Origin of the sequence: Tenacibaculum sp. M341, from assembly GCF_004337695.1 — a bacterium.
GTDB lineage: Bacteria > Bacteroidota > Bacteroidia > Flavobacteriales > Flavobacteriaceae > Polaribacter.
The window spans coordinates 260,366-274,585 of the sequence record NZ_SJXJ01000001.1 but is presented as its reverse complement, the minus strand read 5'-3'; the positions used below and the strand labels follow the sequence as shown (position 1 = coordinate 274,585).

Below are 14,220 nucleotides of genomic sequence, written 5' to 3'. Positions count from 1 at the left end.
GCTCTTAAAACACCTACTGCACTAATATAAAATACTGCCAAGGTTGTAAAGTAGTTTCTTTTAAAGTATCAAAATCGAAGCTACCGCCTGTAATATGCTCTTTGTAAGTTCCTTTTAAAACTCCAGTAAAGCTTTGCTCTTTGTTTGATAAATTACCTACAAAAATCACTTTTTGTCCTTCTTTTTCTCTAGAAAAAGCTAAAATATCTTCATTTTTAGTATCTATTCTAGTGTAAGAAGCAGACTTTTTACCTCCATTTAAAGCTTTGTTATTTAATTTTAAATCACCTAATTTTTTTAATAAATCCCATTCTTTACCTTTAGTTTTGGTTATAGAATCTTTTTCAAAGAATTTTAATCTATGATCTAAACCATACTCTTGACCAGAATAAATTAAAGGCATACCTGGTGTAACATAACTTAAAGCTGTGAATAAAGGTGCACTCTCCCCCATTCTTTCTTTTATTGTACCGTTCCATGAGTTTTCATCATGATTGGTAACAAAAGTCATTAAAATATCATCAGCAGCATATCGTTCAGCATCTTTAGAGAATACAGCATCCCATTCTGCTACCTTTTTTTCTCCTTTGGCAATATGATTCATAGAATGATGACGATCCCATCCATATCCCATATCAAATAATCCATCTTCCATTAACTCAGGCTTCCATGCTTCAGCTAACATAAAAATATCTTTTTTAGCTCTTAGTTGAGGAATAGCCTCTTTCCAAAAAACTGTAGGTACTTTACCTGCAACATCACATCTAAACCCATCTATATTTTCATTTACAATCCAATATGTCATATCTGCAATCATTTGTTTGCGCAAATCAGCATTTTCATAATTCAAATCAGCTACATCTGTCCAATCAGTTTCTTCAGGATGAATTACTTCTCCTTTATCATTTTTTGTATAAAAATCAGGATTTGTAGTCAACCAAGTATGATCCCAACCAGTATGATTAGGTACCCAATCTAACACAACATAAATTCCATTATTATGCGCTGTTTTTAATAAAGTTCTAAAATTTTCAATAGTTCCAAATTCAGGATTTATCTTTCTAAAATCAGAAACAGCATAATAACTACCTAAATATTTTGCCTGTTCTTCTTTAGGAAACTCTGAAGCAAACTTACTGTTTTCTCCCCCTGTGGCTTTACGTTTTGTTTCTGAAATAGGAAAAATTGGCATTAACCAAATAATTTTCACTCCCAATTCTTTTAACTGCGGAATATCTTTAGTAAAAGCATTAAAAGTTCCTTCTTTTGAATATTGACGAATATTAGCTTCGTAAATTACTGATGTTTCTATATCTACATCTGAGATTGGTTGTAAACCTTTTTCCTCCTTTACAGATTCTTCAGTTTTGTCTACTTGTTTTTCATCTTTTTTAACTTCTTGTTTACAAGAAAGGCATAATAGCATAGAAATGCTGAATATGAATATTTTTTTCATTTTTTATTCTTTTTGAATTAAAACATGAATACTAAAAATGCTAACTAAAAATAAATCAGTTCACTTCTTTACTATTCATAATGACTAATTTTTTGAAATTTTTATTGCTCTAGTAAAACAATATTATAAGGAGAATCAATCGTTATTTTTCCGTTTGTTACTGTAGCTTTTTGGTTTGAATACGCATCGTTTACAATAGTACCATCTTTAAAAACAGCAGCAACTTCTACTTCTTTTACTCCTTCTGATAAATTAAGTCCGATCATAACTTCATCCTTAAATTCTTCTGAAGTATATGTTCTTTTAAATGTATAAGGTGATTGTGTAAGCATTTTATGAACTCCTGCACCAACCGATGGATGATTTTTTCTAAACATACCTAACTTTTGAAAATGAGTTAGTAAAGCTTTAGTATCATCATTATTGACATCTTCCCAATTCATAAAAGAACGTAATTTTGCATCTCCTACTGCTTCATCATTGGTTAAAACTCTTCCTGTTTCGTCTCCGTAATAAATTTGTGAAGCTCCAGGAGCCAATAATAATTTTGTCCCTGCATCATAAGTATGTTCTCTTTTTGCATCAAACGGATGACCATCATCATGAGATGAAATGTAATTTAAAACACTTGCGCCTTTTAAATCTCCATGAATTTTATCTGAATAAGTAGCAAATAATTTCTCTATATCCCATTCTTTGGCAGTCCATTTAAAATCAAAATTGATTAAACTCGTAAATCCATTATCAAAATAATCTACTTTTTTATCTCCATAATCATAAAATCTTCCTCCATTTATTCCATATCCATATACTTCACCTGTTAAATAAAAATGATCTTCTAATGTATTTGCTGGATTTGCTTTTTTAAATGTGCTAAAAGCATCGTCACATATTTTTCTAAACTCTTTCCAAACACTTTCTTCAACGTGTTTTACAGTATCTACACGATATCCATCAATACCATACTCTGCTACATAATCAGCTAACCACTTCATAATGTAAAAACGTGGTGCCTTTGGGTAACCGGTAGCAGCAAAAAAAGCGTCCAATTCTTTTTGTTCTTGAGCTAATCTTCCTTCAGATTTCCATTTTTCTACCAACTCTTTTGGCAATTCAACTTCTTCATTACTGTTGGTTAATACATCTGGTAAATTTTTAACAAGCGTACAACTTACAAATGTTTCATAATCTTTGTATACACATTGTGGTTCAGTTCTTACCCAATCATTAGACCAAACAGGGTCTTTTTCGGTTACAGGTCCTGTGTGATTTACTACAGCGTCCAATAAAATCTTAATATCATTTTCATGAGCAACAGTTATCAATTCTTTTAAATCAGCTTCAGTTCCAAAATTCGGATCTAAATTTGTCCAATCTTTGGTCCAATACCCATGAAAACCATAACTAAATCCAGTACTTTCATCTGTTCCTCCATGAATCTGTTCAAAAATTGGAGATAACCAAATTGCATTTACACCTAATTTTGTAAAATAACCTTCTTTTATTTTTTGAGTAATTCCTTTAATATCCCCTCCTTCAAAACCTCTATTTACTCCTGTTTTTTTAGTTCTATCAAAATTAACATCATTAGAAGTATCTCCGTTATTAAAACGATCTGTCAATAAAAAATAGATGTTAGCAGCTTCCCAAACAAAAGGAGCTTTTTTAACTTTTACAGAGGTTTCAGTAACCTTTGCTGTTTCTTTTTGTTGTTTACAATTAAAAAATAATGTAAACATTAGCATTAATACTAAAAAGTGTTTCAAAATTTATAATTTAATAGTTAAAGTGTTTGAGTTGTTTGTCATCCATTTTACAGGAATGGATACCTGTTTGCTATCTTTATTCCAACTAAAATCTATGCTTTTACCTCTAAGTGTTACTTTTTTCGGTTGTTGCTTTATATTGTGAATGATTACATTGATTTTTTTCAATCCTGCTTTGTATTTTTTTCCTATTTCAGCTTTAAAAACTATGTTTAATTTACTCTTTTTACTATTTGATGTAAAATTCATTAATTCATACATCCCTTTTTCAAAAGCATTAGCTGTAACACCATCATCATTATAAATTTTTCTATTACTCTTTTTAACAGAAACATCATGATAATAATGTAAATCAAACTCAGATAATGAATAGTCTTTTGTTGTTTGAATAGTTTGAATTTTAGGAATAAAAGCTCCAGCTCTAACATAAGTAGGAATTGAATTTTCTTTTACTTTAACATTCTTAGATTGTCCTCCTTCAATTTTTTCATCTGTATAAAAATCAAACCAAACTGAATTCTTTGGAAAATACACTTCTTGTTCATTTAACTTATATTTTAAAATTGGCGTGATTAAAAAATCTTTTCCCCATAAATAAGTTGTAGCATTTGAAAATAAAGTTGTGGTTTCATCTTCAAAAAACAAAGGACGCATTAAAGGAGCTCCACTTACATGATTTTCGTAAACTGTTGTATAATTATATGGTAACAATTGATAACGTAAGTTAATTGCTTCTTTTGCTAACTTTTTAGCCTTTTCAGCTCTAAAAACTGGTTCACTTGGTACTTCCTCTTGTGCATGTGGGCGATAAATCGGTTGAAAAACACCGTATTGTAACCAACGTGCATACAATTCGTCGTCTAGGTTTGCTCCTGCAAAACCTCCTAAATCAGAATGCATAAAAGCTAAACCTTGTAAGCCCATTTGCAATGCTATTTCTGGTTGACTTTGTAAGCCTCCCCAAGTTCTATTAACATCCCCTGACCAAGGAATCATTCCAAATCGTTGCGAACCAGAATACCCAGCTCTCATTAAAATAAACGGACGCTCTTCTGAAAATTCATTTTTATATCCTTCATAAATCAATTTTGCCCAATCATGTCCGTAAATGTTATGAACTTCGTCTGCAGTACCTGTAGCGTGTAATAATTTAGATGGATGCACTTCTGGCTCTCCTAAATCACCCCACATACCTGAAACTCCGAGATTTTTTAAATCTTTATAAATATTCCAAAACCATTCTTTTCCTTTAGGATTATAAATATCTATTAATCCTGTATTCCCAAAATAAAAATCATATGTGAAAGGATTTCCTACTGAATCTTTAGCCAAAATACCTTTGTCAGTAGCTTCTTTCCATTTTTTTGAGCTTGTTAGTACAAAAGGTTCAGTAATTAAAACAGTTTTAACGCCATCTTTCTTTAAATCAGAAATCATTTTTTTCATATTTGGGAAAGAATCTTTATACACTTCTAAATTCCCCATGGTTCCTTTGATTTCTTTTCCAAACCAATATAAATCAAGAATTACCGCATCTACAGGAATTTCTTCTTTTTTAAATGCTTCAATAGTTTCTTTGGTCTCTTTTTCAGAGTGATAACCAAATCTACTAGAAAAATTACCCAATGCCCAACGTGGTAACATTGGTTGTTTTCCAGTTAAATCAGTATAATTATCTAATAAATTATACCACGTATTACCTACTATAATTTGATATGTTTTTCTACCTGAAATAGTTTCGTAGGTTAAAGTGTTATTTTTCTGACTATCTAAATCTAAATATCCAATAGGTGCATTATCAAAGTGAATCATATACTTTTTTGAAGACACGACAATTGGCATGGTAAAATTCATTAATTCAGAATGTGTTTCATAGCCGTAATGAGCTCTATTATACAAAGGAAGACGATTTCCTCTTCTATTCATACCTAAAGCTCTTGCTCCTCCACCATATAAAATTTCATCATTTGTAAGATTAAATTCAATCTTTTCAGTAATATCAGCAGTAATATTACCTTTTACCATATCCATAGGTTGGTGTTTGCTCTTATAATATCCTCTTTTTTCAGATATAATAGGTGTTCCTTTATAAGAATATGAAATTTTAAAAGGCGCTTTTTGGATAGTTACACTAATACCACAAGAAGTAAAATAACACTGATTACTCGTTTCTTTAAATTTAATAGATTTACATTCTTCAAAATTTTCAAATCCAACTAAAGCATGAGATGCCGACTTATAGGTTTCTCCAGTTGGTACAAATTTAGTTTCTATGATCTCTGGAGAATAAAAATTAAACATGTAAGCCCCATCATTTGTCTTCACTTCTAAAAATTCACCATCTTTAAAAGAAGCTTCAATAAACTTTCTACTATCATTTTGAGCAAATATTGCGATGGTAGAAAGAAGATATATAATTGAAAAAATACGTTTCATTAGTTATGTAATAAGAATTTTGCTGGAATATCAAATCGTTTATTCCATGAGTTTTCACTATGATCTGCACCATCAAACTTTAAATTTTTATAGTTTGATGTATTGTACCCTACTTTATTGAAAATTGCATCTACTTTTTTAGCATAAGGAGGATAATATTGATCTAATGTTTTTGTTCCATAATCAAAATAGAAAGTATGATTTTTGGGATCTGGAACATTACCTGCTAAATATGCTAAAATTGCTTTACCCACCGGATTATCTACTATGGGTTGTGCTCCTGGCCAATGTGTTGAGAAACATACTGCTCCAGAAAATATTTCAGGATATTCACAAATAGCATACATAGACATTAATCCGCCCATAGAAGAACCTGCCACAAATGTGTTTGATTGATCTTTATATGTTGCATAATTTTTATCTATAAATGGCTTTAATTCTTTCACCATAAACTTTAAATATTCATCTCCTTTTAAATTAAGATTGAATCCTTGCTTTTTTGCATCAGCATATAAAGAGTCTCTAACTTTTGTAGGCATGTAGTTATTAGCTTTTTCTGGATATAAATCTTGCCATCTAATGTCAGAAATACTATGTATTCCAACTACTATAACATCTTTAATTTTTTGGTCTTTGTTTAATTTAGAAATCCAATCATCAACTTTCCATTCTTGCTTGTTCCATGTAGTTGTTGAATCAAATAAATTTTGACCGTCATGCATATATAGCACTGAATACTTTTTGGTTTTATCATAATTTTCAGGTAACCAAACATCCACATTTCTAGGAGTAATATACTTTGATGGAAATTTTTCAACACGCTCTAAACTTCCTGCGTATAAAACTGCTTTTGATACTCTTTTTACTTCTATTTTTTTATGCTGAGCATATATTACAGTCATAAAAAAAACACATATAATTGATACGATAGATTTCATTATTTGGCTAATAAAAATTTTAATGGAATGTTAAATCGTTTGTTCCATGAGTTTTCCGAGTGGTCGGTTCCTTCAAAAAATAAGTTTTTAGAATCCACCTCTGAATATCCTTTATCCTTTAAAATCTCGTCTACTTTTGATGCGTAAATAGGATAATATTGGTCTAAGGTTTGATTTCCATAATCAAAATATATTTTATGAGTTCCTGCTGATGGCAAATTCTTATCTACATATTTAAATATTGCTTCCGGATATGGATTATCTTCTGTAGGCATAGCTCCCACCCAATGCGTAGATAAACAAGCTGCTCCTCCAAAAACTTCTGGATATTCACTAATCGCATACATTGACATTAATCCACCCATACTTGATCCCATAACAAATGTGTGCGCTTTATCTCTATAAACTGAAAAATTTTCATCGATAAAAGGCTTTAATTCTTTTACTAAAAACTGTAAATAATTATCTCCATTAAGCGTAAAATCTTTAGAACCAGCAATACTTTTTAAGGATGGTTTAATACTTTCATCTATAAAATCATATGCCTTTTGTGGAAATAAATCTTGCCAACGAATCTCTGGAATATTATGAATAGCCACTACAATAAAACCTTTTACAGTATTGTTTTTTTGTAATTGTGTTGCCCATTCATCTACCTTCCACTCTTGTTTATTCCAAGTTGTAGTACTGTCAAACAACATTTGTCCGTCATGCATATATAACACGTTATACTTTTTATTTTTAGTATAACCTGTTGGTATCCAAACATCAATATTTCTTGGTTGTATATATTTAGAAGGAAAATTTTCTACTCTATTTAATAAACCTCCGTAAAGTGTAACCTCTGTTATTTCTTTTGTTTTAATACCTTGTTCAACCTCTTTTTTTTGAGTTTTCTTTTGATTAGCACAACCAAAAGCAAACAATATTAAAACAAATAATGTTATTATGTTTTTCATAAAAACTAATTTAATTTGGTAGTTAAAATGATACTTCCTTTTTTATTTAATTCAATAGTATCTTTTAAAGAAATAACTTCTTCTGTTATAATATTTTTCAGCTTTTTGCCTTCGATATTTAATTCTTTAAACCTTTCTAAATCAAGAATTATTGGTGATTCATTTTTGTTGATTATATGCAGAACTGTTTCTCCTTCAATAATTCTAGCTAAGACATAAGTTCCGTTTTCCGGTGCAAAGTGAATCGTTTTTCCTTTATGAATTGCTTTACTATTTTTTCGATAGTTTAAAATCTTTCTCAAGTAAGATTGCATGTCTTTCTCACTTTCAGATAAACCTTCTGTTGTAAAAGCATTTTGAGAATCGTTTTCCCATCCTCCTGGAAAATCAGATCTTATTAAACCATGATCACCTGGTCTTTTACTGTTTTCTTTTAAAATTTCTGTTCCGTAATATATTTGAGGTATTCTAGGAAGTACTAACATGTAACTTAGCGACATTTTAGTATTTGTAATATTTTCTTTTAAAGATGTAAATATTCGATTCTCATCATGGTTATCTAAAAACACTAATAAATCATTCGGATTTACATATGCAAAGTCATTTGCCAATGCTTCATACATTTTTATAAGTCCCGTATTCCAGTTTTCAGACTCATTCAATGCTTCTGTGATTGACTTTTTAACCGCAAAATCCATAGTAGATTTTAAATTAGACTCATAACCATCTTTGTTTTTCTTTCCTCTTTGCCAATATGCTATTAGTAATGGATTGTATGACCACTCTTCTCCTACAATAGAAAAGTTTGGGTACTCATTCATAATACTTCCTGCCCATTTAGACATAAATTCTTTATCTGGATATGGATACGTATCTTGTCGTATTCCTCCCAATTGTAAAGTCTCAATCCACCAAATACTATTTTGAATAATGTAATTCGCCATAAATGGATTTCTCTGATTTAAATCGGGCATTGTTTTTACAAACCAACCTTTACTCATTGCATTTTTATCTACTTCAGCTGCATAAAAATCTTGATTGGTGGTTCTTCTATGATTTGTTGGAATTAAAGATTCATTTTTCCAATTTCCTTTATTTTTTTCATAGTTTTCTTGATAGTTTACCCAATCTTCAAATGGTAAATCTTTCATCCACCAATGCTCCAAACCACAATGATTAGCTACCTGATCCATAATTAATTTCATATTTCTCTTCTTCATTTTTTTAGCAAGATTTTTATAATCTTCTAAAGATCCAAAGCGAGGATCTACTTGATAATAATCGGTAATAGCATATCCATGATAAGAACTTTGGTACATATCATTTGTTAATAAAGGAGTTGGCCAAATACTAGTAAAACCTAAATTTTCTATATAATCTAAATGATTTATAATTCCTTGAATGTCTCCTCCATGACGTTTATAATCATGCATTCTATCTATTTCTTTTTCTTTTAGTGAAGTAACAATATCGTTTGAAGTATCTCCATTAGCAAAACGGTCAGGTGTTATCAAATAAATAGCATCAGTGCTATTAAAACCTGTATATTGTTCTGAGCTTTGAGTGCGTTTTTTTAACTCATAAGTATGTTTCTTTTCTGTTCCATTTTCAAAAGAAAAAACAATATCAAATTTACCAGCAGATGTAGTTTTTTCAATAACTAGATCTAAAAATAAGTAATTAGGACTTTTTCCTTTTGTAATATTTTGAATGCTTACTCCTTGATATTCTATTTTTGGAGTCGCTTTAGAAATATTCTCTTCTTTCACAAGCAACTGTAGTGAAGTATCTTTAAAGCCAATCCACCAATTTGGAGGCTCAACACGTTCTAAAAATGTATTTGAAACTTCTACCTTTTTAGGTGTTTCAACCTTATTTTCTTCTTTTGAAACACAAGAAAATAAAAATAATAAGATACTAAATATTAATAGGCGTTTCATCGTAGTTAGTAGTAGTGAATTTTGCTGAAAATTACATTTGTGTATTTAAGTAAAACCTCACAGATTTAAATAACCTGTGAGGTTTAAAAAATAATTCTTAATGTTATACTGTTATTAATGTATTCGGCTTAACAGTTACATTTTTTTCATTAACTAAAATAGTTAACTCTTCTTTTCCTTCTAATTCAAATTTTACATCATTATGACAAACAGAAATCTTAATGATTTGGTTTCTAAAGTTGATTTTAAAAGAATAACTTTCCCATTGTTCTGGAATTTGAGGCGTAAAACTTAAGGTATTATCCTTAATTCTCATTCCTCCAAAACCTTCAACAATACTCATCCATGTACCAGCCATAGATGTAATGTGTAAACCTTCCTCTACTTCTTTATTGTAATCGTCTAAATCTAAACGAGAAGTACGTAAATAAAAAGTATAAGCTTGTTCCATTCTACCTAATTTGGCAGCTTGAATACTGTGTACACACGGCGACAAAGAACTTTCATGAACTGTTAATGGTTCATAAAAATCGAAATGACGCTCTAATTCTTCATTTGTAAAATGATCTTCAAAAAAGTAGAACCCTTGTAAAGTATCTGCCTGTTTGATATATGGTGATCTTAAGATACGATCCCAACTCCACTTTTGATTGATTGGACGCTGTGATTTGTCTAAATTAGCAACAGTTATTAAATCTTTATCTAAAAATCCATCTTGTTGTAAATAAACCTGATGTTTTTCAGAATAAGGGAAAAACATATTGTCTGCTACTTTTTTCCAATCTGCTAATTCTTCTTTAGTAATATTTGTTTTACTACTAATTCTTGAAAAATCATCTGCATAATCTTTTGCAACAATATCAATATTTTCTAACGCATAATCAATACACCATTTTGCTATGTAATTAGTGTACCAGTTATTATTAATATTGTTTTCATATTCATTAGGTCCGGTAACACCTAACATTACATATTTTTGTTTGTCTTCTGAAAAATTAACACGTTGGTGCCAAAAACGAGCAATACCAATTAAAACTTCTAATCCTTTTTCTGGAATATAGCTGTAATCACTGGTATATCTATGATAATTAAAAATAGCAAAAGCTATAGCTCCATTCCTATGAATTTCTTCAAAAGTAATCTCCCATTCATTGTGACATTCTTCACCATTCATGGTTACCATTGGATATAAAGCCGCTCCATTTGTAAATCCTAATTTCTCAGCATTTTCAATTGCTTTATCTAATTGATTGTATCTGTAAGTAAGTAAACTTTTAGCTACTTCTTCATTTTTAGTAGCCATATAAAATGGTAAACAGTATGCTTCTGTGTCCCAATAAGTACTACCTCCATATTTTTCTCCTGTAAATCCTTTTGGACCAATATTTAGACGAGCATCTTTACCTAAATATGTGTGATTTAATTGCATGATATTAAATCGAATACCTTGTTGCGCTTTAACATCTCCAGTAATCGTAATATCTGCCATTTCCCAAATCTTAGCCCAAGCTTCTTTTTGCTGATTGAATAAAGCTTCAAAACCAAGATCTAATGCTAACTTTAATACATTTTTAGATGCAGTTATTAACTGATCTTCTTTATGATTTGTATCTACAACATATCCTCCAAACTTATGAATTGTAAAAGTTTCATTAGCTTTTACATCAGCTTCATAAGTAAAAGATATTTGGTTAGCTGTTTGATTTGTTGTAGGCTGAATTTGTTGTTGTTTGTTGTTTAAAAAGCACTGTGATTGCATAAAAGTACAGGTATGAAAATTAGTTTTCATCGTATGTGCTTCTATAAATGCTTGTTGATGCTCATTGTCTGATTCTATATTGGTAGTATTCCAAAATTGATCATCCCAATTGCTATCTTCATTTTGAATACCACTATCTAAATAAGGTTCAAAAGTAATTTTTGCGTCAGAATCTATTGGAGTTACATTATATTCAATAACACCTACTTCATCAAGATCTATACTTAAAAAGCGTTTTGTTTCAACTTTTACGGTACTATTGTTTTGTAAAGTCGCTGTGAAACTACGGTACAAAACTCCTTCTTTCATATTTAACTCACGACGAAAATCTGATACTTTTACACACGCATTTAAATCTAACTCTTCACCGTTAACAAATACGTTAATACCAATCCAATTAGGAGCATTTAACACCTTAGCAAAGTATTCTGGATATCCATTTTTCCACCATCCTACTCTAGTTTTATCTGGGTAATAAACACCAGCTATGTAGCTTCCTTGAAATGTCTCTCCTGAATATTTTTCTTCAAAATTTGCTCTTTGTCCCATGGCACCATTACCAATACTGAACAAACTTTCAGAGGATTTAATTCTATTATCGTCGAATCCTTCTTCAATAATAGACCATTCGTGAGGTATAATATAATTCTGGTTCATTTTCTTCCTTAAATAAGTAAAAAACTGTTCGTTTTTTTAATTTTCTATTAGTTGTTTTATAAATGCAGTTGTTATTTCTGTGAAATCTTTAAATACATAATCTGCTTCTTTTAATGTTTCTTTTTCTCCAATACCTATAGAAATCATACTCGCAGCATTTGCGGCTTGAATTCCAGCTACTGAATCTTCAAAAACAATACAATCTTCAGGTTTTATGTTTAATTCTTTGGCAGCAATTAAGAATACTTCGGGGTCTGGTTTTGCTTTACTAACATTTGTACCATCTACAATAGATTTAAAATCGTTAATAAGAGCAACTTTTTCTAAGATCATACGTGCATTTTTACTTGCAGAACCCAATGCAAAAGGTTGTTCTACCTCTTTTAAAAAATTAAGAACTTTAGGTACATCTACCAAAATCTCATCTTCAGTCATGGTATTAACATACCCTAAATAATCAGTGTTTTTTTTAGCCATCAACTCTGTAAACTGCTCTTCAGATACAGAGGTATTTCCCCATGCTAAAATTTTTTCTAGAGACTTTACACGGCTAACACCTTTTAGTTCTTCATTTTGTTCTTCAGAAAAATCTATATCCAAACTATTGGCTAGTTTTTTCCATGCTAAAAAATGATATTTAGCGGTGTCAACGATAACACCGTCTAAATCAAATATGAATCCTTTCTTATTCATTTTTAAATATCTTCGTTTATTTGGTAAGAAATTGCTTTTTTATTTGTTATTAAAAAGTTTGATAAACCAGCGATTATTAAACTTAATCCAGCTACAATCATGGCATTAATAGTTTGTTCACCTAAAAGGTTAGAGATAAAGTTAATTCCTCCTAAGGCAGCTATTATTTGTGGTATTACAATAAACATATTAAAAATCCCCATAATAACTCCCATCTTTTTAGGATCTACAGAACTTGATAACATTGCATATGGCATTGATAAAACACTACCCCAAGAAAAACCTATTAGTATAAATGATACTATTAAATAACTCGGTGATGGAATAAAATACATAGAAATAAATCCGATACCACCAGCAATTAATGAGAACATATGTACATATTTCCTATTAATTCTTCTTTTAGAAGTATATAATACAAGTAGTAAAGCAAAAACCATAGATGACAAACCATAAATCCCCATGTATTTACCTACTTGATTCGAAGATTCTTGAAATGCTGTATTAATTACATTAAATTCTTTAGCTTGTACTTCATTTGACATATCATATGCTTCTTCTACAGGTGCTGGTGTTTTAAAAACATGTTCAGTAAGTGCTGGATTAGCCATAGTCCACATGGTAAAAAAGGCAAACCAACTAAAAAACTGAATAACTCCTAACTTCTTCATAGTCAAGGGCATTCTCGATATGTTTTCTAAAATATCTGATATAAATCTATTTTTCTGCCTCTTTTCTTCTTCAAAAGCTTCCATATCTTCAGGCGGATATTCTTTTGTTGTAAATACTGTATATAAAATACTTACAAGAAAAATAACCGCTCCAACAGCGAAAGCTACTTTTACAGAATCAGGAAGAACTCCAGAAGCAGCTTCATCACTTGCTCCTAATTTAGACACCATCCATGGTAAACTACTTGCAACCCATGTACCCACACCTATTATTAATGTTTGTACAACAAAACCATAAGAGCGTTGAGAGTTTGGTAATTTATCAGCGACTAATGCTCTAAAAGGCTCCATAGATATATTAATAGAAGCATCTAAAATCCATAAAAAACCAGCAGCAACCCATAATGTAGGAGAATGTGGTATAAAAATCAAAGTAATTGAACTTAATATCGCTCCTATTAAAAAGTAAGGACGTCTTCTTCCCCATCTAGGGCTCCAAGTACGATCACTCATGTATCCAATAACAGGTTGTACTAGTAAACCTGTTAAAGGTGCTGCAATCCATAAGATGGGAATATCATCTATGTTAGCTCCTAATGTTTGAAAAATTCTTGACATGAAACCACCTGTTAAGGCCATTCCAAATTGAATTCCTAGAAAACCAAAACTCATGTTCCAGATTTCTAAGAAACTTAATTTACGCTTGTTCATTATCGTAATTATTAGTTGATACTACGATAAGCGCTAAGACTTATCTTACTTTTTTGCAGAATATAAGATTATCGATAAGTCGTAAATATGGTGTAAATATATAATTTTTTTTGTTTAATCAACATAAAATCCCTTAGAAGCTTTAAAAAACAAACTTTTACCTCTAAGTCAAATGATTAAATCATGTTCCTTTTCATTGAGTATTGAGTATTGAGTATTGAGTATTGAGTATTG

General features: G+C 30.4%; 9 protein-coding genes. All 9 read right to left on the bottom strand.

All coding sequences use genetic code 11. The features are described from left to right. Positions 1-13 precede the first annotated feature (13 nt). The 9 genes from EYW44_RS01085 to EYW44_RS01045 all read right to left on the bottom strand — a co-directional run bounded on the left by EYW44_RS01085 (position 14) and on the right by EYW44_RS01045 (position 13,986). Positions 14-1,456, bottom strand: a complete 1,443-nt coding sequence (locus EYW44_RS01085) for an alpha-amylase family glycosyl hydrolase (protein ID WP_132721525.1) — start codon at positions 1,454-1,456, stop codon at positions 14-16. Between the two features lie 101 nt (positions 1,457-1,557). Further along, positions 1,558-3,222, bottom strand: coding sequence for an alpha-amylase family glycosyl hydrolase (locus EYW44_RS01080; protein WP_132721523.1), 1,665 nt, complete (start codon positions 3,220-3,222; stop codon positions 1,558-1,560). Between the two features lie 3 nt (positions 3,223-3,225). Further along, positions 3,226-5,658, bottom strand: a complete 2,433-nt coding sequence (locus tag EYW44_RS01075; protein WP_132721521.1) for a glycoside hydrolase family 31 protein — start codon at positions 5,656-5,658, stop codon at positions 3,226-3,228. Further along, positions 5,658-6,560, bottom strand: coding sequence for an alpha/beta hydrolase (locus tag EYW44_RS01070; protein WP_243643585.1), 903 nt, complete (start codon positions 6,558-6,560; stop codon positions 5,658-5,660). Before EYW44_RS01070 ends, EYW44_RS01075 begins: the two co-directional genes overlap by 1 nt. 35 nt (positions 6,561-6,595) lie before the next feature. After that, the gene (locus tag EYW44_RS01065) at positions 6,596-7,555 is read right to left on the bottom strand and encodes an alpha/beta hydrolase (RefSeq protein ID WP_132721517.1); all 960 of its coding nucleotides are present in this window, start codon (positions 7,553-7,555) and stop codon (positions 6,596-6,598) included. Positions 7,556-7,560: 5 nt separating this feature from the next. Continuing rightward, complete coding sequence (locus EYW44_RS01060) at positions 7,561-9,495, bottom strand: glycoside hydrolase family 13 protein (protein WP_132721515.1); 1,935 nt, start codon at positions 9,493-9,495, stop codon at positions 7,561-7,563. 103 nt (positions 9,496-9,598) lie between these two features. After that, positions 9,599-11,911, bottom strand: coding sequence for a glycoside hydrolase family 65 protein (locus EYW44_RS01055; RefSeq protein ID WP_132721513.1), 2,313 nt, complete (start codon positions 11,909-11,911; stop codon positions 9,599-9,601). A 36-nt stretch (positions 11,912-11,947) separates the two neighbouring features. Continuing rightward, entirely contained in the window at positions 11,948-12,604 is a 657-nt protein-coding gene (pgmB, locus tag EYW44_RS01050; RefSeq protein ID WP_132721511.1) for a beta-phosphoglucomutase, read from the bottom strand. A gap of 2 nt (positions 12,605-12,606) precedes the next feature. After that, positions 12,607-13,986, bottom strand: a complete 1,380-nt coding sequence (locus EYW44_RS01045; RefSeq protein WP_132721509.1) for an MFS transporter — start codon at positions 13,984-13,986, stop codon at positions 12,607-12,609. Positions 13,987-14,220 lie beyond the last annotated feature (234 nt).